Source organism: Haloterrigena sp. H1 (assembly GCF_005938085.1).
GTDB lineage: Archaea > Halobacteriota > Halobacteria > Halobacteriales > Natrialbaceae > Natrinema.
Genome location: NZ_SMZK01000001.1, coordinates 441925 through 465326 on the forward strand (window position 1 = coordinate 441925; position 23402 = coordinate 465326).

A 23402-nucleotide genomic window follows, 5' to 3' on the forward strand; every position below is an offset into this window, starting at 1 on the left:
CGCTCGGTCCCAGTCGGTAGCAATGGGACTTGATTTCGACTCGTTCGTACTTACAGCAGCGACGGCGGACCTCTCGGATGAACCTGCGGCCCGCGAGCACGCCGATGCGGTCGAATTCCGAATGGACCTAGCTGACGAGCCGCTGGCAGCACTCGAGGCCTACGACGGCGAGTTACCGATCCTCGCGACGAACCGGGCCGAATGGGAAGGGGGGGAAGCAAGTAATGAGGGCCGACTCGAGGCACTGGCCGAGGCGACTGCGTTCAAGGCTGTCGAGGCCATTGATATCGAACTCGAGTCGATTCTCGAGGGGGAAGCCGAGGCTGTGCTCGAGACGGCTCGCGAGCGCGACGTGTCGATCGTCGCCTCGGCCCACGACTTCGAGGGGACGCCGCCCCGGACGGAACTCGTGCGGACGCTGACCGAGGCAGGCAAGTACGCCGACGTGGCGAAGCTGGCGGTGACAGCCGAATCGACAGCGGATACGCTCGCGTTGCTGTCGGCGACCGAGCAGTTGACCTCGCATGGAGACACCGTCGCGACGATGGCGATGGGTGAAGTCGGGAGTCACACGCGTGCGGTCGCGCCGGTGTACGGGTCGAAGATCGGGTATGCGCCTGTCGATCCAGCAGAGGCGACTGCGCCGGGGCAGTACGACCTCGAGACGCTCGCGGAGCTCGTAGCACATCTCGAGTGACCTGAAAAACAGCCGAAATCGGAATGTTAAGGGCAGCGGTCCCCCACTAGCCGACAATGACATGGCTCCGCGCGATCCTCGCTGCCGGTCTGTCGGTGATCATGCCCGGTGCGGGCCACGTCCTCTCTCGTGACTGGCTTCGCGCCGCCGTTTTCGCTGGCCTGTTCCTCGCGGCGAGTGCCTTCTTGCTCCCGATCGAGCAGCTCGCGGCCGCCGAGCCGGCGAGTTACGACGAGGCTATCACACAGGCGACCGCCATGGCCGAGGATGTCGATCCGATGGCACAGTTCTTCCTCTCGTTTATCGCCCTGTTTGCCACGATCGACGCGACCTTTCGAGCATTCGGCTATCCATCCGGCGGCGACGAGAACGCGGACGAGACGACCTGTCCCGAATGTGGGAAAGACGTCGATCCGGACCTCGAGTTCTGTCACTGGTGTACGACGCGACTCGAGTCCGATGCGCCCAAACCGGAGAAAAACAGCTAAGATAGAGCCGAACCGTTACTTCTCGATGATACTCTCGTCGACGGCCTCGCCGAAGTGGCGGGCCGTGTCCTCGTAGTACAGCATGATCTCGTCACCGGCTTCGAGATCAGTCACGGCTTTGCGCCCCTCTTTGGCGGCGACTTTGATCGTCTCGGCGTTCTGGAGTAGCGTCTCGACCCGGTCGCCGCTTTCGGTCTCGAGGGCGATCCGGAACATCGGCCGCTGTTCGATCTTGACTCGGCCGACGATTGCCTCGCGGGTGTTGCCGTCGGTGTCGACGACTTGCACCTCGTCGCCGCTTTGCAGGCCTGCGAGGTACTTCGTCCCGCCGTCGGGCGTGCGGATGTAGGCGTGGACCGCGCCCGCGTTGACCCGGAAGGGGCGCGAGGCGACGTACGGCGATTCGGCCGTTTCCGCGTGGACGAACACCAGGCCGCGGCTCATCGAGCCGACGAGCATCCCCTCGTCGTGCTCGAGCAGATTGCCGGTATCGACACAGACCCGGTCGGCGCTGCCGGCCCGCTCGACGTCGAGCACTTCGGCGTACTCAAGGTCAAGGCTCTCGCGGGCGGCCTCGTCGCGGACCTCGACGGTCTTGCGGATCTCGTCGGGGTCGTCCGAGTCGAGTAAGACGGCGTCGGAGCCGATCTCGAGGGTTTCGAAGGCCGTCTTCGCTTCTTCCGCGCTGGTGACGCCGGCGACGAGGTCGGTCTCCTCGCCGATGCGGGCGATCAGGTTCTCGAGGGGAATGATCGTCCAGTCTTCGCCGACGACGATCGTGTGGTCGGCTTCCTCGGCAGCGGTTTCGGCGAAGTGCTCGTACTCCTTGCCGAGGATGCGGACGTACGCACCCCGCTCGAAGTCGCCATCGCGGCGCAGCGTCGAGAGGTCTGCCGAGCCAGAAAAGTCCTCGGGCAGATCGATCGTCGCGTCGCCCTCGCCGTCTTTCCCGACGACGATGGCGTCGGCCTGTGTGGACGGCCCGTCGTCGCTTTCGGCGTCGTCGATGTCGTCGACCAGCGTCACGTCCCCGTCGGTCCGGAACGCTGCCACATTGATATCGCCGAGTTCGCGGACGCGCCCGACGTCGTCCTCGTCGACCAGTACCCAGTCTGCACCCGCCTCGAGTGCGGCGGTGATCCGCGCCCGGCGGTCGTCCCAGTCACCGACGGCGTCGTCGGCTTTTACCCAGACAGTTCGCGTCATAAATCGACCCTCGAAGGGAACCGGCTTGAACGTGGCGAATCGGGCAGGGAAGACGAGTGATCGACAGCCTTCGCTAGCGGATACCCGCAGAGCGGGTGTCGGTCGACCGTCACAGACGGCCGACGGATCACTGGCTGTGGAACTGCCGTCTCGGCTCGTGTCGAACCCCATCCGACCAACCGGCGCGTTTCAGCCACCCGGACAAACTATCGTCGGGTGGGATTGAAAGGGGCTTTCGAGGTGTTCTTGATAGCGCTGACGATAGCAGCGACGAATCAATCACATCGTCGGCGAAACGTTGAGAACGCCTGCTCTCTTACACCAGCACAGATGGCAGCCTACGACGCGGTCTATTTCGATCTCGACAGCACTCTCTGTGAGCCGACCCAGGACGCTACCGCGCTGCTCGAGTCGACGTTCGACCGGGCCGGCCACGAACAGTTCTGTACGCCGGCGGAGCTACGAGCGGCGGTCCCGGACCTGCCAACCGCCGAGACGGATCGTGAGTTCTACGAGCACCTCTTCACCGAAGTCGCGGACAGATCTGGCGTCGAGACGGACATCGCACCGACGCTCGCCGCGGAGTATCTCGACGTGCGAGATCCGACCGCCGTCGAGTTCCGACCCGGTGCGGAGACCGCACTCGAGTACGCCCGCGATCGAGCCCACGTCGGGCTCATCACGAACGGCGGCCGGCCGACACAGACACAGAAACTCCGAACGCTCGGAATCGAGGACGCCTTCGACGTACAGGTCTTTACGGAGCCGAGCGCCGGCATCGGACCCAAGCCGAACGCGGCACCGTTCGAACGCGCGCTGACCGAGCTCGCGGTCACGCCGGACGCGGCGATCCACGTCGGCGACTCGCTCCATGCCGACGTCGCGGGCGCGAACGCGATGGGACTCGACTCGGCCTGGCTCGACCTCGGCCGCGAGGACGGCCCCGGCGAGCACGACCCGACCTACGAACTCGCGTCGCTCGAGGGGCTCGAGACGATCGTCTGATACGGTCTGCTCTCCCGATGTCCCGGCACATCCGCGATCGATCCTGCAGATGCGCCGGAACTGACTGACAGGAGTCCGTATGAGGGATGGTCCGGCTTAGTTCTCGGGCAAGAGGTCCGTGTGAACCACCGCGCGGTACTGGGTGTCGGTTCCCTCCTCGACGCGCTTGAGCAGTGCCGCTGCCTCCGAGAAGGTCTCGGGAAGAGTGAATGGATCGTCGTCGTCCTCGTCGCGTTGCTTGCAGAACTGGACGAACGCCAGCAGGTTCTCGTGGGCACCGATGCGAGCGTAGACGACGCCGATATCCTGCTCGATTGCCTCCTGCCAGGCCTCGATCATCGGCTCGACCGCCTGCCGGGGTTGGCGTAGCTGGTCGGCCAGTTCGTCGGCGTCGACGCCGCCTTCCCCGACCAGCCCGTCGAAGACCGACTGGAGATCGTCGCCGGCATCCGCGAGTGGCGGTGCGTCCGCTTCGACCTCGACCAGTTCGGCGAACGCCTCGACTTCGTCGCGTCGAACCGCGACGGGATAGACGAAGTCGTGTGTCTCTTTCGGGAGCGTATACGATTGTTCTTTGATGCCCTGTTCACCAGGGCTCGTCTTGCCCAGCATCTGGTCGAGTATTCCCATACTAGAAACAGGTGTCGTGAGGCGAATAAGTGTTCTGCGGTCGACTTGACGGGTCTTTGGTGCTCTGTACTGCAGTTTGGAGCTGTTCGCTCCTCGAGAGCCCGTTCAGTTCCACTCGACGGTGGTCTGGTCGGGATGCTGTCGACTACCGAATATGGATTGGGCTCGAGTGCCGCCTCGCTACCAATCGTCGCCGAGCACTGCCTTCGCACCGCCGTAGCCGCTCGCGGTCGTCCACGTGCGGCCGCTTACCGCATGTTCGACCTCGTATTCGCCGCCGCAGGCCCCACAGCGGTACTGATCGGGCGCTTTCACCGGCTTCGAGGCGCGGTGACGCGTCGCCCGCCAGCCGCAGTCGGCCACACGACACCGGAGGACGTACCGCGGCTCCGTGAACGCATCGCAGTAGCGCGGGGCCTCGAGCGCCCCAGCCTGTTCACGAAACCGGTCGCCGTGACCGGACTCGCCGAACTGCTGGAACTCCCAGGCATGGACGAGTTCGTGGCGGACGACCCCTGCGAACGCGGACCAGTCGTATCGTTCGTAGGCCCGTCGCGCGAGGACGATCGTCGCCACCTCGCGATCGGCATGCCACTGACACGCACCAGCTCGGCAGCGCGCTCGCGCTGATACCTCCCACTCGAGCGCCTTGAGGTCGACTGCCAGTTCGTGTTCGTCGACGACCTTGCGGGCGTGGATCCGCGCGCGGGCGACGATTTCGTCTGCAAGCGTGTATTCCTCGCCGTCGGTCACGGACTCGAGAAGGGAGACCGGTTCCGAAATTCTTCCGATGAGTCGACCACTCCGGACGGTCGATGGCCCAGCCGTCGACAAGTTAGCAACTTGGCCGGATAATTTTGTTAAGATTACTAGTCTAAACGCCACTTAATAGCAGTTGAATTAATAAACAGAACGCTCCGAGTTCGAACTACGATGAGTCACACCGAGTCGGCGCACACCCACGACGACTCACACGACGGTCACACTCACGACCATGGCGGACACGACCACGGTGGCGGGTCGACTAGCAGCCGCAAACTCGCCGCCGTCTCGCTGATCAACGTCGTCGGCTTCCTCGTCGAACTCGCCGGCGGACTGGCGTTCGGATCGGTCGCGCTCATCAGCGACGCCGTCCACATGCTGTTCGACGCGCTCGCGTACGTGATGGCCTTCGCCGCCTCCTACGTCGCCGAACACTACGGCGAGGATGAGCGCTGGTCGTACGGCCTCCACCGCCTCGAGCCGTTTGCCGCCTTCCTCAACGGCCTCCTCCTCCTGCCGATGGTCGCCTTTATTCTCTGGGAATCCTCTCAACGATTCCTCGAGCCTGTCGCCATCGGAACTGGGCCGACGATCGCTATCGCCTTCGGCGGCTTGCTGGTCAATATCGGGTCCGTGTACGTCCTCCACGGCGACGCGATGAGCCTCAACGAGAAGGGTGCGTTCTACCACTTGCTGGGCGACGCCGGCGGCTCGGTTGCCGTCATCGTCTCCGTGCTGGCGATCGAACTGACGGGAATCCGCATTATCGACCCCATCACGGCAGCATTGATCGCCGTCGTCGTGGCCTGGTCGGCGGCCACCGTGTTGCGCGGCAGCGGCGAGATCTTCTTCCTCAAGACACCCCTCGAAATCGACGAAATCCGGTCGCACATCCGTGATATCGAGGGTGTCACCGCGGTCGACGACTTCCACGCCTGGCAGATCTGCAGCCAGATCACCGTCGCGACGATCCATGTCGAAACGGACATCGAGACGATGATCGAAGCGGAGTCGGTCACGCGCCGGGTCCACGACGAACTCGCCGGCCACGGCGTCGATCACGCCACCGTCGAACTCTCGCCGCACTACGACGATCGTGATATCCACCTGGATACGCACTGTCACTGAGCGATCCGGTGGTCGGGCTACAGCACGTCTCGAGTGAGCAGCCACCCGGACATTTATCATCTCGAACTGGGTCCATAGTTCATGAGCACTGACATCACCTCGTCCGCACGGGAGCTCGCAAGCGCGATCCGGCGCGGCGAGCAGTCCTCGCTGGAAACCGTCGAGACCGTTCTCGGGCGGATCGAGGGGGCCAGCGACCTGAATGCCTACGTGACGGTCATCGCGGATGCGGCTCGAGAGCGTGCCCGCGAGGCCGACCGTGCGGCGGCAACTGGTGAGGATCTCGGCCCACTGCATGGGGTCCCGATCGCGATCAAGGATCTCCGGGATCGGAAGGCAGGCGTCCGGAACACGATGGGGCTGGCTCCGCTGTCGGACCACGTCGCCAGCACGGACTCGATCACCGTCGAGCGACTCGAGGCGGCCGGCGCAGTGATCATCGGCACCACCAACACGCCGGCATTCGCCCACACGATCAAGACCGACAACCGCCTCGTCGGGCCGACGGCGACGCCGTTTGATCTCGAGCGGTCGGCCGGCGGCTCCTCCGGTGGCTCAGCGGCGGCGGTTGCGGCCGGTCTCGCGACGTTCGCCACCGGCTCGGACATCGGCGGCTCTCTTCGGGTGCCGGCGTCGTGCTGTAACGTCATCGGTCTCAAGCCCAGTTTCGGGCGCGTGCCGGCCGATTCCCGGCTCGACACCTTTGGGACGCATACCCCGTTCATGGTCGGCGGCCCGATCGGACGGTCGACCGAGGACGTCGCGCTCGCGTTCGACGTCCTCTCAGGGCAGGACGATCGCGATCCACTCAGCGTCCCGGACGGCGACGACGTACTTCCGGCAACGGAGTGGCCGGCGGACGACCTCTCCGTTGGCTATAGTCCGAACCTGGACTTACAGCCCGTCGATCCAACCGTCCGCACGATCGTCGGCAACGCAGTCGACGACCTCGCGGCTGCGGGCGTGACCGTCGACCACGTCGACGTTTCGCTTCCGGCCTCCGAGACCCTCCGCGCGGCGTACTACACGCAGGTCGGTGGCTACTTCGCTACGCTCGCAGCTCGAGTCGAAGAGCGGTTCGGGATCGACCTCGAGACTGCCGACGTCGAGGAGACACTTCTGTCAACGATCGCGCTGGCAGACGACACGAGCGCGGTCGAGGAACGGCTCGCAAACGGTCCCCGGGCGCAGGCCTACGACGCGATCGAGAACGCGCTGACAGGCCACGACGCGCTCGTGACGCCGACGCTGACGGTACCTCCCTACGGGAAACGACTGGCCGACCGGTATCCGACGACGATCGACGGACAGGCCGTCGACGGGATTCCGACCGACGCGATGCTCACCTGGGTGTTCAACCTGACTGGCCATCCGGTCGCGTCGGTTCCTGCGGGACTCACCGACGACGGGCTGCCGGTCGGTCTGCAGATCGTCGGCCGCCGATACGCGGAAGCGGACGTGCTCGCGGTTGCTGCGGCTCTCGAGCGGGCGCGGCCGTGGGCTGGCCACTACCCAAGCTACTGAACGGCGGTCCAAAACGGACCGAGCAGAGTGCCTGACGGGGAAGAATCAGTCGCTCAGGCCTCGAGTGCGAGTCCTGCCTCGGCCAGCGCGTCCTCAGTCGAGAGATCGTCGTGGACGACGCCGGCGACCGCGCGGGCGATCGCTTCGGGGTCGTCGTGCTGGAAGATCGAGCGCCCCATCGAGACACCGGCACCGCCGGCGTCCATCACGCCACGGACCATCTCGATGGTCTCGCGGTCGGTTCCCTTCGAGCCGCCGGCGATGACGACCGGCAGCCGGGTCGACTCGACGACGTGCTGGAAGCTGTCGGCGTCGCCGCTGTAGCCCGTTTTGACGATGTCGGCACCCAGTTCTTCGGCGAGGCGGACTGCGTGGCCAAGCGCTTCGGGGTCTTCGGGGTCGACGCCCGGGCCGCGGGCGTAGGCCATCGCGAGGACCGGCATTCCGAAGCGGTCTGCTTTCTCGGTGACCTCCGAGAGCTGCGTGAGCTGGTCGGGTTCGTGGTCCGAGCCGACGTTGATGTGGAAGGAAACGGCGTCGGCACCGGCACGGATCGCTTCCTCGACGGTGCCGGTCATGCGCTTGTCGTTCTCGTCGGGCCCGATGGTCGTCGAGCCGTTGAGGTGGACGATGTAGCCCTTGCCGTTCTTGTTGTCGTGGACACGCGGTGCGATCCCTTTCTGGGTGAGAACCGCGTCCGCGCCACCGCTGGTGACGCCATCGATGGTCGATTCGATGTCTTTCAGTCCCTGGACGGCACCCATCGTGATGCCATGGTCCATTGGGACGATTACGTACGATCCGTCTGTCCCGATTCGATCGAGTCGTGCGTCAGTTCCGGTGGTCATTGCGGGAGTGTAGCAAGCTTGCAGTTATGGCTGTTCTGGTTCCGGTGCCACTTCGTCGTCTTCCTCGTTCTCGACCCCACGGCGTGCGCCGCGTTTGAGTTCCGCGGCTTTGGCCTCGAGCGCATCGGCTGCGTCGCCCGGCTCGTCATTGGAGGCGATCAGATCGATCAGGGCGCTGCCGACGATGACGCCGTCCGCGCCAGCCTCGATGATCTCGGCGGCGTGGTCGCCCTCGCTGACCCCGAAGCCGACTGCCTTAGGCACGTCGTACTCCGAGAGTCGCGCGAGGCTGTCGTGGGTCGCCCCCGAGACGTTCGCCCGCGCACCCGTCGTCCCGAGGCGTGCCTGGACGTAGGCAAAGCCAGAGACCTGTGACATGATCGTCTCGAGGCGCTCGCCCTCGGTCGTCGGCGCGACGATGAAGACGAGATCGAGCCCGTGCTCGTCACAGGCCGCACGGAGCGGCTCGGACTCCTCGGCGGGCAGGTCGGGGACGATGATTCCCGAGAGGCCGGCCTCGGCCGCGCGTTCGACGAAGGGACGGACGTCTGGCTCCGATCCATACTGCAGGATCATGTTGTAGTAGGTCATCACCAGCAGCGGTGCCTCGGTCTCGAGGTCGTCGACCAACTCGAAAAAAGCCTGGGGGGTCGTGCCGGCATCGAGCGCGCGGTTGATCGCGGCCTGAATCGTCGGTCCCTCCGCGATCGGCTCCGAAAACGGCAGGCCGAGCTCGATCAGATCCGAGCCGCCACGATCGAGCGCCTCGACGTACTCCTTGGTGGCCTCGAGCGAGGGGTCGCCTGCCGTAATGTAGGTGATGAGGGCAGGGTGGTTCTCGCGGATGGCGGCTTCGATGTCGCTCTCGCTCTCGATCGATGTATCGTCGCTCACTGGTCGAACACCTCCACGTCAGGGGCGGCCGCGAGATCGCGTTTCTCGGTTTCCTCGAGCACGGTCTCTAAGTCCTTGTCACCACGACCGGAGACGTTGACGACGACGAGATCGCCGAGGTCTTCGTGAGCCTCTTCTAAATAGCCGAGCGCGTGGCTCGACTCGAGGGCCGGAATGATCCCCTCGAGTCGCGAGAGGCGGTGGAAGCCGTTGAGCGCGACCTCGTCGTCGACGCTGGCTGGCGTCACGCGGCCCGTTTCGACGAGATGCGAGAGTTCCGGGCCGACGCCGGCGTAGTCGAGTCCCGCGCTGACGCTGTGGGACTCCATGATCTGGCCCTCCGTACTCTGGAGGAGCTTCGTCATCGCACCGTGGAGGACACCGTCGGTGCCCGTCGACAGTGTCGCGGAGTTGGGCGCGAGCCCTTCGTCTTCGTCGATCTCGAGGCTCGAACCGCCGGCCTCGACGGCGTACAGGTCGACGTCGTCGTCGGGGACGAATGCGTGGAAGGTGCCCATCGTGTTCGAACCGCCGCCGGCACAGGCGACGACGCTATCGGGCAGTCGGCCGGCCTGCTCCTGAATCTGTTTTCGGGCTTCTTTCCCGATGACCGCCTGGAAGTCCCGGACCATCTGCGGGAACGGATGCGGGCCGACGACCGAGCCGATCACGTAGTGGGTCCGCTCGACGGTGGTCGCCCAGTCGCGCATCGTCTCGTTGATCGCCTCCTTCAGGGTGCCGCTGCCTGCCTCGACCGGGTTCACCTCGGCCCCGTTCATCCGCATCCGGTAGACGTTAGGGCGCTGGCGATTGACGTCGGTTCGGCCCATGTAGATCTCACAGGGCATGTCGAGGTGGGCCGCAGCCATCGCCGTCGCGGTGCCATGTTGGCCCGCGCCGGTCTCGGCGATGATCCGCTCTTTGCCCATGTACTTCGCGAGCAGGACCTGTCCGAGCGCGTTGTTCAGTTTGTGAGCCCCTCCGTGGAGCAGATCCTCGCGCTTGAGATAGATCTCGCGGTCGTAGCGCTCGCTCAGCCGATCCGCGCGCTGGAGCGGCGTCGGCCGGCCGCCGAACTCCCGCATCCGCTCGCGGAACTCGTCCATGAAGCCGTCCTCGTTCTCGAGGACGTAGCGCTCGTAGGCGTCCTCGAGTTCCTGGACGGCTGGCATCAGCGCCTCGGGGACGTACTGGCCGCCGTACTCGCCGAACGTTCCCGTTCGACCGCTCTCACCGTCGCGTTCGCGTTCCGTGCTCATGTCTGGGTGTCTCCGTGGTAGTCGTTCATGTCGTCTCCGTCTCGGTCGCAGCGTCGGCGTCCACCTGTACCAGTCGCCGCGTGTTCTCGGTCACGTCGCTATCGCCCGCGCCGTGGTCCATGATGGCGCTGCCGACGAGCAACGCGTCGGCACCCGCCTCGCGCATCCGTCGCACGTCGGCCGGCGACGAGATTCCGCTCTCGGCGATCAGCGTCACGTCATCCGGTACCTCGGGTGCCACTGACTCGAAGGTTTCGAGGTCGACCTCGAGACGGGCCAGGTCGCGGTTGTTTACGCCGATGATCTCCGCGCCCGCTTCGAGAGCAGTCTCGAGTTCCGCCCGATCGTGAACCTCGACCAGCGGCTGGAACCCGCGCTCGCGGGCGGCGGCGACGAGTCTCTCGAGGTCGTCGACGAACCGCGCGATCAGCAACAGCAGGTCGGCCTCGACGACGTCCATCCCAGCTTCGTCGAGAACGAAGTCCTTGCGCAAGACGGGGACGTCGACGGCCTCCCGAATTCGGGTCAGCGCCTCGGGCGAGCCGCCGAAGTGGGTCGGCTCGGTGAGCACCGACAGCGCCGTCGCGCCGCCGTCGACCATCGCCTGCGCTAACTCGACTGGATCGTCGTCTCGAGTCCCATCAGCTGTCGGGCTCGTCGGTTTTACCTCCGCGACCACTGGGACTCGCCCCGCGGCCTCGGCGTCGGCCAGCGCGTCAGGCAGCGACCGTGCGTCGATATCGACGACGCCGTCACCGCCCGACCGCTCCCGTGCCGCCTCGAGAATCGACTGCACCGCGGGAGCGAGCTCCGTATCGGAGTTCATTATTGTACATCGACGTACTCATATGTACATAAGGCTTGCGCCATCGTGACGGAATCGGTGCTCACGGGCCTCTCTCAGACGGAATTCAGTGCGAAGTGAACAGCCACAATGGATGAAACCAAGGCGAGAACCGCGTTGGGGCTTTCGTTTCGGGACGGGCGACAAGACGCTTCAGCTACCGAACCTGGTACGATTCGCTCTCGTCGTCTAATTCATCTAAGAGGAGCACTTCGTCTTCTTCGCCCTCGAGTCGGTCCTGTAACTCGTTGACGTAGCCTTTGTACTCGTCGAGTTGCTCTCGGAGGTGCTCGGCCTCGAGTTCCAGTCGCTCGTGCTCGCGGATGAACTGCTTTGACACTTCGACGGTCGGCGGAAACGAGACGTCTTCGTCCTCGCTCGTGCGGACCTCGAGGTCGGCTTCGGGAACGACTTCGACCTGGCCGTCGTGTTCGACGAGTTGGTCAACGTAATCCCGGAAGACCGCAGACAGCGAGATATCGCGCTCGGCGGCGATTGCCTGCAGCGCCTCGAAGGCGTCCTCGTTGACCCGAAACGAGATCGTCTTGTTCTTGTTCCCCATCGATGTCCCTAGTCGTCGTTCACGACACTTAACCATTTGTCAGACGGCGGTCGATAAAGGGGACCGGGTCCGCTGGCAGCCGCGTTCAGACCGGTGCTTCCGCGTCGTCTTTTTCGACGGTCTCGAGGCTCTCGAGGGCCTGGATCACGTCGTTACGGTAGTTGACGACGGGCGAGTCGTACTGTTCGCGGGCCATCTGGGCGTACTCGTTCGTCGGTGCGGTCGACGCGCTTTCGGGTGCTTCCTGCTCGCTTTCCCACGTTTCGAACGCCTCGATACGGTCGAGCGTGCGCTCGGCGGTTTCGACGACCCAGCGGTCGCGCGTCTCGTCGTCGACAACCGAGATCGATTCGGGTCGCAGGGAGACATTAATCGTTCCGTCGTCGGTCTCGTAGGTGCGGGGTTTCCCGACGATGGAGACGTACGCCGGCGGTTCGGTCTCCCGCAGGACAGACGCGGCCTCGGGCTGGTACTGCCCAGCGTAGACGAAGAACGTCCCGGTCGGGTCGACGACCCGGCCACGCCAGTACTCGCTTTCCTCGCCGACGTCTTCTGTCTCGGTCAGGGTGCCGGCGACGAACACGCGGTTCGCACGGTCGCCAGTCGGGAGCAGCGCGTAGTTTGGCGCGCGCTCGTCGTCGCTCTCTTTGAAGGCGTACGTCGAGTCGTTGAATTCGGATGCGAAGACGCGGCGGGCGACTTCGCGGGTGAGTTCTTCTCCACTCATATTACATCGACCTCGCTTTGATCAGCAGTTCCTCGGGATCAGCTGGCCCGCCGAGTTCCTCGACATCGTCGGCCAGAACGTACCGGCCGAACGTCGGTCCCTCGATGCGGTAGTAGGTGCCGACGATGTCCTCTCTGATCTCGTCGGCGACGATGGTCGTATCCAGCGCGTCCATCGCCATATCCTTCGCTTCCTCGAGACTGAGCCCGGTCAACTCCTCGGTAGCGTCCTTGTCGAAGATGACTTCGTGGGCGTCGAGGCCATCGTCGACGACGGCCTTGATCCGGAGGTCGAACTCGCCTTCGACTTCCCCGTGTTCGTTACAGCGACCGTTCTGGAGGACGCGGGTGCAGTCCTCTTCCGGGCAACGCTTGATCAGGCCGCTGCCACTTTGCATGTCGACCAGTGCGCCCTCGACCTCGCTGGTGTCGTTGCCGACCTCGAGATCTTCGTCGAGTTCTTCGATCACCGTCGTCGAGTTGAGTTTGACCGAGTACCGGCCCTGGTACTCGTCGGTGACGACGTTGCGAAGTTCGTAGACGCTGCCTTCCTCGAGTGCAGGAAGATCGGATTTGGCCCACTTAGTGAACTTGATCGTCCCCGTTGGGTCGCCCAGCAGGCCGACCTGTGCGACCGAATCACTGCGCGGATCCCAGAGTTCGATGACCTTCGCGGTGAGGTCGATCCACTCCTCGGGTTCGTCGACGTCCTCGATGTTTGCCGCCTCGCTGTCGCCGCCCGAGATGTCCTCGCGTTCGAGGCCGGCCTCCTCGAGATAGTGATTCGTCACGCTCCGGCGTGCCTCGTCCATCGGGACTTTGTACTCGTCGACGAGCGTCGTCAGGCGCTCCTCGACGTCCTCAACATCTACGTCTATATGGTCGGAAAACTGCGCGTGTATATCGTCCGCGTGCTGTCGTACGTCGCTCATAGTGTCTCGCCTCCTCTTTGGTTTCACTGGGAGGCATACCGCTGTTCGCTCCCGATAGTATTTAAACTACCGCCACCGGAGCGAAAGTGAACAGGGACGAAAGAAACCGCCAGCAGGCGTCAAGGGGCATCTCGAGATAGTGGTCACCACCCGTCGAGACACCGATTCGTCCTACTGCTCCGTGACCGCGAGTGCGGCCTCGAGCGCGTCGCCGATCGTCTCCCTGCCGGCGTCGTCGACGGCGACCAGTGGCGGGCGAACCTCGTCGGACGGGATGACATCACGTTCAGCTAGTGCGGTCTTGGTCGCCGGGGCAAAATCGTGAGTCGTACACGCATCGAACAGCGGTGCGATCGCGTCCCGCTGGAGTTCTCGCCCGCGCTCGTCGTCGGCGCGTTCGAACGCCTCCCGCAGTACCTCGGGGACGACGTTCGACAGGGCGTTGATCCCGCCATCAGCCCCCATCCGCAATGCGGGTACCAGCAACGCGTCGTACCCCTGTAGACACAGAAACTCGTCGGGCGTCCCCGCGAGCACTGAGAGGAAATATCCGAGGTCGCCACTCGAGTCTTTGATCCCGACAGCCCCATCGCGTTCTGCGACGGCGGCGACGGTCTCGGGTTCGATGCGCTGGCCCGTACACTGCGGAATGTTGTAGAGCAAGACTGGAAGTGGCGCCTCGTCGATGACAGCCTCGAAGAACCGCCGATTGCCTTCGGGTGCGTTCGCGGTCGTGAAGTAGGGAGCGACGACTGCGGCGGCGTCGGCTCCCGCGTCGGCGGCGCGGTCGATCGCTGCGACCGTCTCACCGACGCTCGTTGCGCCGGCACCTGCGATGACCGGCACGTCAGCGTGGTCGACGGTCGTTTCGACGACGCGGCGCTGCTCGTCGGCTGTCAAACTCGGATACTCGCCGGTCGTTCCGCAGGGAAAGACAGCGTCGATACCGCCGGCCTGCAGGTGCTCGAGCACGTCGATGAGTGCCGCTTTGTCGATCGATCCGCCATCGAATGGAGTCACCATCGGACAAGTGATACCCCGAAGTGCGTCGCGGAGATCCATGTCAGTGCTCAACGTGCGATCACGCCAAAATCGTTGTTATCGGTCGCCCGCGACAGATAGCCGTGAGTGACCGCTCCGTCGATCCGTCCGACAGTATATGTGTCCGGCAGTCGAACGGACGCGTATGGCGGATCGGCGTCGGCTCGAGCGATTCGTCCGCTCGACGCTGCAGGGCGCAGGCGAGCAGTTCGAGGAGCTTCGCAGATCGACCGACGAGCAACTCGAGGAGGCCCGAGAGGCCTACGAGGTGGCGAAAAACGCCCGCCAGTTGCCGACCGACGATGCGGGGCGGGCGAAGATCGTCTGTCGGCGCTATGCCGAACAGCGGGCAGCGAAGCTCGACGAGGAGTACCGACCGGCCTGTTACGAGGCGGGCCACCCCGACTGCGAGGGGTGTGCCGAGGACGTCCGCAACGGCCGGATCGAAACCTGGTAAGATGGACCACCCCGTCGTCGCCTGCGCGCTGGCCGGCGGGATCGGCAGTCGACTGTATCCGGCAAGTCGAAGCGACCGACCCAAACAGTTGCTCTCGCTTGCTGGCGAGCGGTCGCTGCTCGCACGGACGATGGATCGAACGGCGTTCGCCGACGAGCGCTACGTGCTGACCCGCGAAGCCTTCGCCGACGCGGTCCACGATCACGTACCCGAGGCGGGTGTGCTTGTCGAACCGGCCGGGAAGGACACCGGCCCGGCGCTGGTTTACGCCGCCTGGCGGCTCCGCGAACGGTTCGATACGGAACCTGTCCTGGTCTGTTTGCCGAGTGACCACTACGTCGCCGACGATGTGGCGTTCGCGGCGCGCCTCGAACGTGCTGCCGACATCGCCGCCGAGACTGATGGTCTGGTGGCGGTCGGCGTCGAACCGACGCGGCCGTCGCCGGGCTATGGCTATATCGTTCCCGCCGGCGGGCTCGAGGCGAACGGCGACGACGAATCCAACGGCGACTACGCGGCCGTCGCACAGTTCACCGAGAAACCTAACCGCGACGCCGCACGGAACCTCGTCGAGGCCGGCGCATACTGGAACGCTGGCGTCTTCGCCTGGACACCCAGTGCACTATTGGCCGCGGCGCGTGACTCTCCGCTCGCGCCGCTTGTCGACGCGCTCGAAGCAGGTGATCCGGACCGCGGTTTCGACGCCGTCACCCCCATCAGCGTGGATTACGCGATCATGGAACGCGCGGTGAACGTCTTCGTCACCCCGTTGGCGGCCGGTTGGGACGACCTCGGGACGTGGGATGCAGTTGGCCGCGTCCTCGAGACGGACGGCGAGCCAGCGAACGATGCCGTGGCAGGAGACGTTCTCGCGATCGACGCCACGGGAAACGTCGTCGCCGCGCCCGAGAAACACGTTTCATTGCTCGCAGTCGACGACCTGATCGTGGCGGTGGTCGACGATCGACTGCTTGTCGCCCCACGGGAGGCGTCCCAGCGGGTGCGTGAGGTGGTCGATCGACTCCGCGAGCGCGATATCTTCTAAGAAATCGGCGGAAAACGCGTTCGTAGTTATCCGACTGGTTCTGCCTCGGCGTCGCCGTTTGGCGGCCACAGCGCCCAGACGAGGACCGCGAGGACGAGTGCACCGCTGAGTGCAACCGTCCCCCCGACGGACAGCTTGATGCCGAACCACGAGAGCACCGTTCGCAACTCGACGATCAGTGGCGTCAGGAACGCCATGATGACGAGGAGTCCTCCCTTCGAGATACGCATACTAGGGCATCACCCCACGAAGCGACTCGAGGACGAGGCTCGGGTCGGCCACGACGCCGGGCTTCCAGGGATCGATGCCGGGACCGAACAGGCCGCCGGCGTCGATGATGCTCGCAAGCGGGAGCGAGTACGCGATGATCACGAGGACAACGGCGATCGAGGTCCAGAGCTTGAGGTTATCGATGATAGCCGGCGAGTCCTCGGGGCCCGAGAGCGTGCCGGCGTAGGTGTTGTCCGGGATCGCGTCGCTGCTGGAACCACCGATGGTGGTCAGGACCATGTTCGTGATGAACAGGTACACCGAGAGGGTCAGCAACGCCGCGCCCAGAGCGACCTGTGCGTCGATCTCAGCGACGGTCCCGACCGCGGGTTCGAAGTTGAAGCCCTGGTACTGCGGCTCGGCGGTGCGGCGGGGCATCCCGAACAGCCCAGCGCGGTGCATCGCGTTCGACATGAGGGTCATGCCGATGAACCACAGCACGACCTGGACCAGGCCGAGCGAGCGGTTCCAGATCTCCTTGCCGGTCAGCTGCGGCATGAACCAATAGGACGCTGCCATGAAGGTCAGCGCGACGGCGGTGCCGACGGTGAGGTGGAAGTGCCCGACGACCCACCAGGAGTTGTGGACGAGGTAGTTGATGTTCAGGCCAGCGTTGATCATGCCGGAGAAGCCGCCCGCGGCGAACATCAGTCCTGCAAGCGCCATCCCGGTAAACGCCGGGTCGCGCCATGGAAGCGCCTTGAGCCAGCTGAGGTAGCCCTCACCGCCACGCTGGCGTGCACCGTGTTCCATGCTGGCGACGACGGTAAACGCCGTCAGCAGGCTCGGCAGCAGGAGGAACATCGTGTTCGTCATCGCAATGAACTTGAACCCTTCCGCGATGCCGGGGTCCAGATACTGGTGGTGGATCCCGACCGGCGTCGACAGGATCAGGAACAGCACGAAGACGACGCGTGCGAGCGGGTCACTGAACAGCTTTCCACCGGCGAGCTTCGGCAGCATGACATACCACAGCATGTACGCCGGCATCAGCCAGAAGTACACGACGGGGTGGCCGAAGAACCAGAACAGCGTCCGGGTGAGCAGCGGATTCACGGAGTCGATGATCCCAAGCGACCACGGGAGCAGGAACGCGAGGATCGAGATGGCGACACCGATTGAGCTGAGATACCAGAACAGCATCGTCGTCAACGCCATGAACGTCGGTAGCGGGATCCGTTCGTCGGGGTTTTCCTTCTTCCATGCCCACCACGTCCGGAACCAATCGAGGCCGGCGAGCCAGGAGCCGACGACGAACAGGACTAGACCCACGTAAAACGCCGGATGTGCCTGGAACGGCGAATAGAACGTGTAGAGGACGTCGGCGTTCATCGGGATCTGCTCGACGACGCCGCCGAGGATCGAGATGCCGACCAGTAGTGTTCCAAGCATCATCATGGCGTACCAGCCCCAGGTAAAGCGGATGTCTTCGACACCGCGATCGAGGCTGGTCGTTACTGCCCAGGTGAAGATGCCCACGAGGAAGAAAATCGTGAACGTAAGCACCAGCAAGACGCCGTGGGCCGTCAGGACGGTGTAGTAGTCCGGCGGGTTGATAAACCGCAAGACGTTCGTTCGGTGCAGTCCCTGAATAAGCCCAAGCGTCCCGCCGATCGTCAGCGCGAGGAAGGAACTCCAGAGGATGGATCTGATAACGCGTGCTTCGTCCGGGAACTGGTCGACGTAGGCGTTACGCATCGCCATCACCTCCCTCGGTCGCGTTGGTGACCGTGAGCGTGTCGCCGTCCTCGTGGCCGTCGACGGTCACCGTCCAGTCGTGGTCGCCCGTGCCAAGGTCGGTCGTGTCGACCGCGAACTCGACGGTTTCGCTGCCGTGTGCGGGCACCGTCACGTCTTGTTCGATCGTCTGGTCGTCGATTTCGAGCGTGGCTGTCGGCTCGAGGTCGTAGTTCATGCCGTTGCTTACGGTTGCGTTGATGGTCGTCTGATTGCCGACCTGGGCCTCGTCGGGGGCGTCGGTCGACAGCTCAGTTAGATCGAACTCGTCTTCGGGGACAACGTTGATTTTGCCTTCCATCGTGTGGTGATATTGGCCGCAGTACTCGTTACAGAGAACACCGTACTCGCCGGTTTCGTTGAACTCGGCGGTCATCTGTGAGACTTGCCCGGGGACGACCATCGTGTTCACGTTTGTTCCGACGACAGTGTAGCTGTGTGTCACGTCCCGACTCGTCACGTAAAACGTTACTTTGCTGTTTGCCGGCACCGTGATTTCGCCTGGCGTGTACGACCACGCCTGTGCGACGATACTTGCCTCGTATTCGTTGCCACCGACGTGTGTGACGCCAGGGTCACTGAACCGCTCGTCGTCGTTGATTTTGTCCGGGTCGATGGTGCCGCCATCGTCGTCGATCATCGCGATGCCGGGCCCGACCGCGCCGTACGTGATCGTCGCGATGAAGCCGACGATCAGCACCATCGCCACGGCCAGCCAGGCTTTTTCGTACGTGTGAATATTCATGCGAGCCCCACCACCGTCAAGAGTACACCGATGACGGTCGGCCCGTTACCCAGGAACTCAACGAAGTACATGAATATCCACAATGCCACTAGTATGAGAAAGTAGATCCCGACCAGGATCGCCGTTCCGATCGGGTCGTACTCGTCGTGACCGAGCTCACGAACCTGCTCGGTCTCATCAGTGGGATGCTTCCCATCCACCCCTTTTTCGATAGCCGAACTCATACGAAGTGGTTGGGAAAGGGGATGACTTACTGCCAGCCCTCATTCCCGGCCACTGGGAACGGGTTAGGGAATTAAGCTACCGACCGTCAAAGGAGTGCGTATGAGCCTCGAGACACTCCAACCCCGGCACGCAGCAGCTGTCGGGTTGCTTGCGTTGATCCCGCTTATCGTCTATGGAATCACGGCACATGTGACGCATTCGGCACTTGCCGGTGGCGTCAGCGCGCTCAACACGTGCCTCATCTACGGCTCGCTGTACCTTGCTATGTCGCCGGTCGAGACGTCCCACGGCCACCACAGTGACGGCAGCGGCACTCTCGGCTAACTCTCCGCACAGATGACGCCTGTTTCATTCGTATCGGCCCTGCTCTCGACCGCCGTTACTCCGGAGTACGGCGCACGCTCACTGATCGCACCGCTGATGGGTGCATCGGTGCCGTCGGGCCCCGGCCTCGAGCGTGTCAACCTGCTCGTCCTCTTTATCGTCGGCTTACTGGCCGGCGCACACTGTCTGGGCATGTGTGGGCCACTCGTGACGGCCTACGCCGACCGGATCGGGGCGGCAAGCGGCAAGCGCCGTGACGATACGCTTACTGGCTACGAGGTGCGCCAGCACGCGCTGTTCAACCTCGGTCGGACGGCCAGCTACGCCGCGGTCGGTGGGCTGTTCGGCCTGCTCGGTGCGATTACGATCGCCTCGAGCGAGGCCGTCGCCGCGATCGGCGACAACGTCAGGGGCGTCACCGGTATCCTCGTCGGGATCGCGATCGTCGCGAGCGGCCTGTACTACTTGCGGGGGCGAACCGCCGTCCCCGGCCACGGACTGCCGATTATCGGGACTGCCTTTCGGCGACTCTCGGAGCTGCTCTCGAGTCGGATCGACCACTACGCGACCTCGCCGAGGATCGTGGCACTCGGCGCGGTCCACGGCCTCATGCCGTGTCCGATCATCTATCCGGCGTACCTGTACGCGTTCGCGCTCGGGTCGCCGATACAGGGGACGCTCTCGCTTGCCGTCCTCGGGCTGGGGACGATCCCGACGCTGTTTGCCTACGGGACCGTCCTGAACAAGATCGGTGCTGATACGCGCGTGCGACTCCACCGTGGGCTCGGAGCCGCATTCGTCGTGCTCGGCTACATCCCGCTCTCACACGGCCTGATGCTGTACGGCATCCACCTGCCACACCTCCCGCTGCCGTACATCCCCCTGTTCTAACGATGGGTGAGAATCCACGACGGTCCGCGCAGTCGCCCGCGACGACACCCCCAGTCGACACTGGACCCGCCAGTCAGACCGACACCGAGACTTGCGACCTCTGTGACCTGCCGACCCCGCCGACGCCGATCACTGAACCCGACGTGGACGGCGCGTTTTGCTGCCAGGGCTGTCTCGAGGTCGCTCGGACGCTCGAGCGAACCGACGGCCCCGACGAGGCGGAGCTGCAGTCCCGAATGGACGGCGACGACGGCCCCAACCTCGACGACCTCGACGGCGAAGACGCCTTCCTCGCAGTCGATGGCATGCACTGCTCGACGTGTGAGGCGTTCCTCGAGACGACGGCTGAACGCGAGTCAGGCGTCCGTGGCGTGACGGCCAGTTACGCGACGGATACCATCCGGATCGTCTACGATCCCGACGAGCTTGCGGCCGACGAGCTGCCCGATATCGTCTCCGGCTACGGCTACACCGCCGCCGACCGAGCGAATGCCGACAACGCAGACGCCGACGATCGGCTCGGTGCGCTCCTGTTCGGGGCCTTTTTCGGCATGATGGTCATGACGTGGTACATCCTGTTTCTATACCCGACTTACTTCGGCTTCGAGCCGATCGCCGACTTCGGCGGCTACGACGGCACGTTTCTGACGGCAAACATCTGGGTGTTTACGTCGTTCGTCCTCTTTTATACCGGCTATCCGACCCTCCGCGGGGCGTACGTCAGCCTCCGGGCAGGTCGGCCGAACATGGATCTGCTCGTTGCGCTCGCCGCACTCGGCTCGTATAGCTACAGCGCGATTGCGACCGTTCTGGGACAGACCCACGTCTACTTCGACGTGACCGTCGCAATCATCATCGTCGTCACCGCGGGCACCCACTACGAGCAGGCGGTCAAACGCCGCGCGACCGGCTTACTCTCCGAACTGACCGAACAGCAGGTCGACGAGGCCCGCCGCGAGAGCGGCGAGACGGTCCCCCTCGAGGATGTCGGCCCCGGCGACCGCCTGCTCGTCCGTCCGGGCGAGCGGATCCCCCTCGACGGTAACGTTTCGGAGGGCTCGGCTGCCGTCGACGAGTCGCTCGTCACCGGCGAGTCGCTGCCCGTCGGCAAGGAACCGGGCGATCCAGTTCGGGGCGGAACCGTCGTCACCGACGCCCCACTCGTCGTCACGGTCGGCGACGAGGCCGAAAGCACGCTCGACCGACTCGTCTCCCTGCTCTGGTCGATCCAGAGCGCCCGACCGGGCGTCCAGCGACTCGCCGACAAGCTCGCGACGGTGTTCGTCCCGCTTGTCGTCACCCTCGCCGTCGGGACGGCGGCCGTCTTGCTCGCGACCGGCTCGAGCGTCTCGACGGCGCTGTTGATCGGGCTGACGGTCGTGATCGTCTCCTGTCCCTGTGCGCTCGGGCTCGCGACGCCGCTTGCGATCGCTGCGGGAATTCAGGCCGCCGCCGAGCGAGGGATCGTCGTCGCCGCGGAGACGATCTTCGAGGACGCCAGAGACGTCGACGTCGTCGTCCTTGACAAGACGGGGACGCTCACGACCGGGACGATGGCCGTCGAAGACGTTCACGCCGTCGATGACGTCGCTACCGACGAACTGCTCCCGCGGGCCGGCACTGTCGAGGCGCTCTCCGAGCATCCGATCGCGGCTGCCATCGCGGACGCGGCACCCGAATCCGCGACCGAGGACCCAACGACTGCCGTCGACGAGTTCGAACGGGCCGACCGCGGCGTCAGCGGACTCGTTGACGGCGATCGCGTCGTCGTCGGCCATCCCGATTTCCTCCGTGAGCACGGACTCACCGTTCCTGACACGCTCGAGTCCCGAATCGACGAGACCCGCGACGCAGGCGACGTACCCGTCGTCGTCGGCTGGGACGGCCACGCTCGCGGTATCATCGTCGTCGGTGACTCCCCTCGAGAGGCGCTCGGAGAGACGCTCGAGACGCTCTCGGCGGGCCGTGAAGTCGTCGTTCTGACAGGCGACGAGGGCGCGGCGGCCGATCGGTTCCGCGCGCTCGAGGGCGTCGACGAGGTCTTCGCCGGCGTCCCGCCGGAGGCGAAAGCCGAGACCGTCGACCGACTGCGGAGTCGGGGAACGGTCGCGATGGTCGGCGACGGGAGCAACGACGCGCCTGCGCTGGCGACCGCGGACGTCGGAATCGCGATGGGCAGTGGGACGAAACTCGCGACCGACGCGGCCGACGCGGTGATCGTCGGTGACGATCTCGATGCCGTCTCTGAGACGTTCGATATCGCGACGAGCACTCACCGGCGAATCCGACAGAACCTCGGCTGGGCCTTTGCTTACAACGCAGTCGCGATCCCGCTGGCAGTGCTTGGCCTGCTGAACCCGCTGTTCGCTGCCGTCGCGATGGCTGCCAGTAGCGCGCTGGTCGTCCTCAACTCCTCGCGGTCGATGTAGCGACGTGAGCCGCTCCGTTTGGCTGTCGGTTACACTTCTGTATCCTCGTCAGTTGTGACGACCCGCTCGAGTTCCCGGCGCTCGCCATTTTCGTAGACGTAGGTCGTCTCGTCGTCTTCGTCGCGCGTCCGTCGGTGGCTGCCGTCACAGAAGGGAAACGAGTCCGACAGGCCACATTGACAGACCGCAACGTCGCCTTTCTCGTCGTCGATGTCCTCGGGCTTGAGTTTGCGTGGGCCCGTCGCCTCGAGTTCGACAAGTCGTGTCATGACATCGTTTCGGACCGCCGGCGACAAAACGCTTCGTTCGAGCCGTGCGTGCGGTGTTCCTGACCGCGCGTCGTGGGTTGTTGTCATACATACCCCGCTCCGGGAACGACAAAGTTCTTGGTAGGGCTCTCGAATGTGGGGTACGCACAGCAATGTCGTTCCATGCCGTGACACTGCCGACTGCGGTCGCACTCGCGATCGTCAAAACGCTCGTCCTCATCGTCGGCGGCGTGATCACGTTCTTCGCCTCCAAGGCCTACCGGCGAACTCGACAGCCGGCGCTTGGCTATCTCGCGCTCGGATTCGGACTCGTTACGCTCGGGTTCGTCCTCGCCGGCATGCTGTATGAACTACTCGCCGTCCCGCTGATGACGGGCATCCTCTTCGAGAGTCTGCTGGTTCTGACCGGCTTTCTCGTGATCGCGCACTCGCTATACGTCACTTGAGATACCCAAATGCTTTGG

At 64.5% G+C, this 23402-nt stretch carries 27 protein-coding genes; 11 read left to right on the forward strand and 16 right to left on the reverse strand.

Features of this window, described 5'->3' with window-relative positions; genetic code table 11:
• Window positions 1-22 precede the first annotated feature (22 nt).
• Together E2L06_RS02255 and E2L06_RS02260 are read left to right on the forward strand one after the other, a co-directional pair.
• The gene (locus E2L06_RS02255; RefSeq protein ID WP_138778206.1) at window positions 23-697 is read left to right on the forward strand and encodes a type I 3-dehydroquinate dehydratase; all 675 of its coding nucleotides are present in this window, start codon (window positions 23-25) and stop codon (window positions 695-697) included.
• Between the two features lie 56 nt (window positions 698-753).
• Window positions 754-1185 (forward strand): zinc ribbon domain-containing protein, encoded by a 432-nt coding sequence (locus tag E2L06_RS02260; protein WP_138778208.1) that lies wholly within the window; start codon window positions 754-756, stop codon window positions 1183-1185.
• A gap of 15 nt (window positions 1186-1200) precedes the next feature.
• Here E2L06_RS02260 and E2L06_RS02265 read toward each other — a convergent pair whose 3' ends face one another.
• A complete protein-coding gene (locus E2L06_RS02265; protein ID WP_138778210.1) occupies window positions 1201-2391 on the reverse strand; it encodes a 3-dehydroquinate synthase II in 1191 nt (396 codons plus the stop codon).
• A 330-nt stretch (window positions 2392-2721) separates the two neighbouring features.
• Between E2L06_RS02265 and E2L06_RS02270 the strand changes: the two genes are divergently transcribed.
• A complete protein-coding gene (locus E2L06_RS02270) occupies window positions 2722-3396 on the forward strand; it encodes an HAD family hydrolase (protein WP_138778212.1) in 675 nt (224 codons plus the stop codon).
• A gap of 96 nt (window positions 3397-3492) precedes the next feature.
• On the opposite strand, the gene E2L06_RS02275 is transcribed toward E2L06_RS02270, so the two are convergent.
• Together E2L06_RS02275 and E2L06_RS02280 are read right to left on the reverse strand one after the other, a co-directional pair.
• The gene (locus E2L06_RS02275; RefSeq protein ID WP_138778214.1) at window positions 3493-4026 is read right to left on the reverse strand and encodes a hypothetical protein; all 534 of its coding nucleotides are present in this window, start codon (window positions 4024-4026) and stop codon (window positions 3493-3495) included.
• Between the two features lie 180 nt (window positions 4027-4206).
• Window positions 4207-4779 (reverse strand): SprT-like domain-containing protein, encoded by a 573-nt coding sequence (locus tag E2L06_RS02280; RefSeq protein WP_138778216.1) that lies wholly within the window; start codon window positions 4777-4779, stop codon window positions 4207-4209.
• 180 nt (window positions 4780-4959) lie between these two features.
• Between E2L06_RS02280 and E2L06_RS02285 the strand changes: the two genes are divergently transcribed.
• Window positions 4960-5916 carry a cation diffusion facilitator family transporter gene (locus tag E2L06_RS02285; RefSeq protein ID WP_138778218.1) on the forward strand — a complete coding sequence of 319 codons (957 nt, stop codon included), beginning with the start codon at window positions 4960-4962 and terminating at the stop codon, window positions 5914-5916.
• A gap of 81 nt (window positions 5917-5997) precedes the next feature.
• Window positions 5998-7440 (forward strand): amidase, encoded by a 1443-nt coding sequence (locus tag E2L06_RS02290; protein WP_138778220.1) that lies wholly within the window; start codon window positions 5998-6000, stop codon window positions 7438-7440.
• A gap of 53 nt (window positions 7441-7493) precedes the next feature.
• On the opposite strand, the gene E2L06_RS02295 is transcribed toward E2L06_RS02290, so the two are convergent.
• The 8 genes from E2L06_RS02295 to E2L06_RS02330 all read right to left on the reverse strand — a co-directional run bounded on the left by E2L06_RS02295 (window position 7494) and on the right by E2L06_RS02330 (window position 14567).
• A complete protein-coding gene (locus E2L06_RS02295; protein WP_138778222.1) occupies window positions 7494-8288 on the reverse strand; it encodes a 2-amino-3,7-dideoxy-D-threo-hept-6-ulosonate synthase in 795 nt (264 codons plus the stop codon).
• Between the two features lie 24 nt (window positions 8289-8312).
• Complete coding sequence (gene trpA / locus E2L06_RS02300; protein ID WP_138778224.1) at window positions 8313-9182, reverse strand: tryptophan synthase subunit alpha; 870 nt, start codon at window positions 9180-9182, stop codon at window positions 8313-8315.
• Window positions 9179-10441, reverse strand: a complete 1263-nt coding sequence (gene trpB, locus E2L06_RS02305; RefSeq protein ID WP_138778226.1) for a tryptophan synthase subunit beta — start codon at window positions 10439-10441, stop codon at window positions 9179-9181. Before trpB ends, trpA begins: the two co-directional genes overlap by 4 nt.
• A gap of 25 nt (window positions 10442-10466) precedes the next feature.
• Window positions 10467-11267 (reverse strand): indole-3-glycerol phosphate synthase, encoded by an 801-nt coding sequence (gene trpC / locus E2L06_RS02310; protein WP_138778228.1) that lies wholly within the window; start codon window positions 11265-11267, stop codon window positions 10467-10469.
• A 175-nt stretch (window positions 11268-11442) separates the two neighbouring features.
• Window positions 11443-11847, reverse strand: a complete 405-nt coding sequence (locus E2L06_RS02315) for a ribbon-helix-helix protein, CopG family (RefSeq protein ID WP_138778230.1) — start codon at window positions 11845-11847, stop codon at window positions 11443-11445.
• 85 nt (window positions 11848-11932) lie between these two features.
• Window positions 11933-12574 carry an RPA family protein gene (locus tag E2L06_RS02320; RefSeq protein WP_138778232.1) on the reverse strand — a complete coding sequence of 214 codons (642 nt, stop codon included), beginning with the start codon at window positions 12572-12574 and terminating at the stop codon, window positions 11933-11935.
• A gap of 1 nt (window position 12575) precedes the next feature.
• A complete protein-coding gene (locus tag E2L06_RS02325; protein WP_138778234.1) occupies window positions 12576-13505 on the reverse strand; it encodes a replication factor A in 930 nt (309 codons plus the stop codon).
• A gap of 171 nt (window positions 13506-13676) precedes the next feature.
• Window positions 13677-14567 (reverse strand): dihydrodipicolinate synthase family protein, encoded by an 891-nt coding sequence (locus E2L06_RS02330; RefSeq protein WP_138778236.1) that lies wholly within the window; start codon window positions 14565-14567, stop codon window positions 13677-13679.
• Window positions 14568-14691: 124 nt separating this feature from the next.
• Between E2L06_RS02330 and E2L06_RS02335 the strand changes: the two genes are divergently transcribed.
• Together E2L06_RS02335 and E2L06_RS02340 are read left to right on the forward strand one after the other, a co-directional pair.
• Complete coding sequence (locus E2L06_RS02335; protein ID WP_138778238.1) at window positions 14692-15003, forward strand: hypothetical protein; 312 nt, start codon at window positions 14692-14694, stop codon at window positions 15001-15003.
• Between the two features lies 1 nt (window position 15004).
• Window positions 15005-16048: a mannose-1-phosphate guanylyltransferase gene (locus E2L06_RS02340; protein ID WP_138778240.1), complete on the forward strand. Its 1044-nt coding sequence runs from the start codon at window positions 15005-15007 to the stop codon at window positions 16046-16048.
• A gap of 26 nt (window positions 16049-16074) precedes the next feature.
• Here E2L06_RS02340 and E2L06_RS02345 read toward each other — a convergent pair whose 3' ends face one another.
• The 4 genes from E2L06_RS02345 to E2L06_RS02360 are packed head-to-tail and all read right to left on the reverse strand — an operon-like array spanning window position 16075 to window position 19024.
• Window positions 16075-16278 carry a DUF4175 domain-containing protein gene (locus E2L06_RS02345; protein WP_138778242.1) on the reverse strand — a complete coding sequence of 68 codons (204 nt, stop codon included), beginning with the start codon at window positions 16276-16278 and terminating at the stop codon, window positions 16075-16077.
• Between the two features lies 1 nt (window position 16279).
• The gene (locus E2L06_RS02350; RefSeq protein ID WP_138778244.1) at window positions 16280-18022 is read right to left on the reverse strand and encodes a b(o/a)3-type cytochrome-c oxidase subunit 1; all 1743 of its coding nucleotides are present in this window, start codon (window positions 18020-18022) and stop codon (window positions 16280-16282) included.
• Complete coding sequence (locus tag E2L06_RS02355; RefSeq protein ID WP_138778246.1) at window positions 18009-18800, reverse strand: cytochrome c oxidase subunit II; 792 nt, start codon at window positions 18798-18800, stop codon at window positions 18009-18011. Before E2L06_RS02355 ends, E2L06_RS02350 begins: the two co-directional genes overlap by 14 nt.
• Window positions 18797-19024, reverse strand: coding sequence for a hypothetical protein (locus tag E2L06_RS02360; RefSeq protein WP_138778248.1), 228 nt, complete (start codon window positions 19022-19024; stop codon window positions 18797-18799). The genes E2L06_RS02355 and E2L06_RS02360 overlap by 4 nt, the downstream gene beginning before the upstream one ends.
• Window positions 19025-19124: 100 nt before the next feature.
• Here E2L06_RS02360 and E2L06_RS02365 point away from each other — a divergent pair, with 100 nt between their 5' ends.
• Genes E2L06_RS02365 through E2L06_RS02375 form a run of 3 tightly spaced genes read left to right on the forward strand, consistent with a single transcriptional unit; the run spans window position 19125 to window position 22669 of the window.
• A complete protein-coding gene (locus E2L06_RS02365) occupies window positions 19125-19349 on the forward strand; it encodes a cytochrome-ba3 oxidase subunit (protein WP_138778250.1) in 225 nt (74 codons plus the stop codon).
• Between the two features lie 12 nt (window positions 19350-19361).
• The gene (locus tag E2L06_RS02370; protein WP_171052291.1) at window positions 19362-20240 is read left to right on the forward strand and encodes a sulfite exporter TauE/SafE family protein; all 879 of its coding nucleotides are present in this window, start codon (window positions 19362-19364) and stop codon (window positions 20238-20240) included.
• 2 nt (window positions 20241-20242) lie between these two features.
• Complete coding sequence (locus tag E2L06_RS02375; protein WP_138778252.1) at window positions 20243-22669, forward strand: cation-translocating P-type ATPase; 2427 nt, start codon at window positions 20243-20245, stop codon at window positions 22667-22669.
• Between the two features lie 29 nt (window positions 22670-22698).
• Here the strand turns inward: E2L06_RS02375 and E2L06_RS02380 are convergent, their stop codons facing one another.
• A complete protein-coding gene (locus tag E2L06_RS02380; RefSeq protein ID WP_138778254.1) occupies window positions 22699-22938 on the reverse strand; it encodes a CDGSH iron-sulfur domain-containing protein in 240 nt (79 codons plus the stop codon).
• A gap of 152 nt (window positions 22939-23090) precedes the next feature.
• Between E2L06_RS02380 and E2L06_RS02385 the strand changes: the two genes are divergently transcribed.
• Window positions 23091-23384 (forward strand): hypothetical protein, encoded by a 294-nt coding sequence (locus tag E2L06_RS02385; protein WP_138778256.1) that lies wholly within the window; start codon window positions 23091-23093, stop codon window positions 23382-23384.
• The last annotated feature ends 18 nt before the right edge of the window (window positions 23385-23402 follow it).

Bases quoted from the DNA above. Each gene is read 5' to 3' on its own strand.
- E2L06_RS02335 (WP_138778238.1), top strand. From the start codon at position 14,692: ATGGCGGATCGGCGTCGGCTCGAGCGATTCGTCCGCTCGACGCTGCAG.
- E2L06_RS02345 (WP_138778242.1), bottom strand. From the start codon at position 16,278: ATGCGTATCTCGAAGGGAGGACTCCTCGTCATCATGGCGTTCCTGACG.
- E2L06_RS02375 (WP_138778252.1), top strand. From the start codon at position 20,243: ATGGGTGAGAATCCACGACGGTCCGCGCAGTCGCCCGCGACGACACCC.
- E2L06_RS02365 (WP_138778250.1), top strand. From the start codon at position 19,125: ATGAGCCTCGAGACACTCCAACCCCGGCACGCAGCAGCTGTCGGGTTG.
- E2L06_RS02295 (WP_138778222.1), bottom strand. From the start codon at position 8,288: ATGACCACCGGAACTGACGCACGACTCGATCGAATCGGGACAGACGGA.
- E2L06_RS02380 (WP_138778254.1), bottom strand. From the start codon at position 22,938: ATGACACGACTTGTCGAACTCGAGGCGACGGGCCCACGCAAACTCAAG.
- E2L06_RS02340 (WP_138778240.1), top strand. From the start codon at position 15,005: ATGGACCACCCCGTCGTCGCCTGCGCGCTGGCCGGCGGGATCGGCAGT.
- E2L06_RS02285 (WP_138778218.1), top strand. From the start codon at position 4,960: ATGAGTCACACCGAGTCGGCGCACACCCACGACGACTCACACGACGGT.
- E2L06_RS02255 (WP_138778206.1), top strand. From the start codon at position 23: ATGGGACTTGATTTCGACTCGTTCGTACTTACAGCAGCGACGGCGGAC.
- E2L06_RS02325 (WP_138778234.1), bottom strand. From the start codon at position 13,505: ATGAGCGACGTACGACAGCACGCGGACGATATACACGCGCAGTTTTCC.
- E2L06_RS02370 (WP_171052291.1), top strand. From the start codon at position 19,362: ATGACGCCTGTTTCATTCGTATCGGCCCTGCTCTCGACCGCCGTTACT.
- E2L06_RS02320 (WP_138778232.1), bottom strand. From the start codon at position 12,574: ATGAGTGGAGAAGAACTCACCCGCGAAGTCGCCCGCCGCGTCTTCGCA.
- E2L06_RS02385 (WP_138778256.1), top strand. From the start codon at position 23,091: ATGTCGTTCCATGCCGTGACACTGCCGACTGCGGTCGCACTCGCGATC.
- E2L06_RS02290 (WP_138778220.1), top strand. From the start codon at position 5,998: ATGAGCACTGACATCACCTCGTCCGCACGGGAGCTCGCAAGCGCGATC.
- E2L06_RS02355 (WP_138778246.1), bottom strand. From the start codon at position 18,800: ATGAATATTCACACGTACGAAAAAGCCTGGCTGGCCGTGGCGATGGTG.
- E2L06_RS02350 (WP_138778244.1), bottom strand. From the start codon at position 18,022: ATGGCGATGCGTAACGCCTACGTCGACCAGTTCCCGGACGAAGCACGC.
- E2L06_RS02270 (WP_138778212.1), top strand. From the start codon at position 2,722: ATGGCAGCCTACGACGCGGTCTATTTCGATCTCGACAGCACTCTCTGT.
- E2L06_RS02275 (WP_138778214.1), bottom strand. From the start codon at position 4,026: ATGGGAATACTCGACCAGATGCTGGGCAAGACGAGCCCTGGTGAACAG.
- E2L06_RS02265 (WP_138778210.1), bottom strand. From the start codon at position 2,391: ATGACGCGAACTGTCTGGGTAAAAGCCGACGACGCCGTCGGTGACTGG.
- E2L06_RS02260 (WP_138778208.1), top strand. From the start codon at position 754: ATGACATGGCTCCGCGCGATCCTCGCTGCCGGTCTGTCGGTGATCATG.
- trpC (WP_138778228.1), bottom strand. From the start codon at position 11,267: ATGAACTCCGATACGGAGCTCGCTCCCGCGGTGCAGTCGATTCTCGAG.
- E2L06_RS02315 (WP_138778230.1), bottom strand. From the start codon at position 11,847: ATGGGGAACAAGAACAAGACGATCTCGTTTCGGGTCAACGAGGACGCC.
- E2L06_RS02330 (WP_138778236.1), bottom strand. From the start codon at position 14,567: ATGGATCTCCGCGACGCACTTCGGGGTATCACTTGTCCGATGGTGACT.
- E2L06_RS02360 (WP_138778248.1), bottom strand. From the start codon at position 19,024: ATGAGTTCGGCTATCGAAAAAGGGGTGGATGGGAAGCATCCCACTGAT.
- trpB (WP_138778226.1), bottom strand. From the start codon at position 10,441: ATGAGCACGGAACGCGAACGCGACGGTGAGAGCGGTCGAACGGGAACG.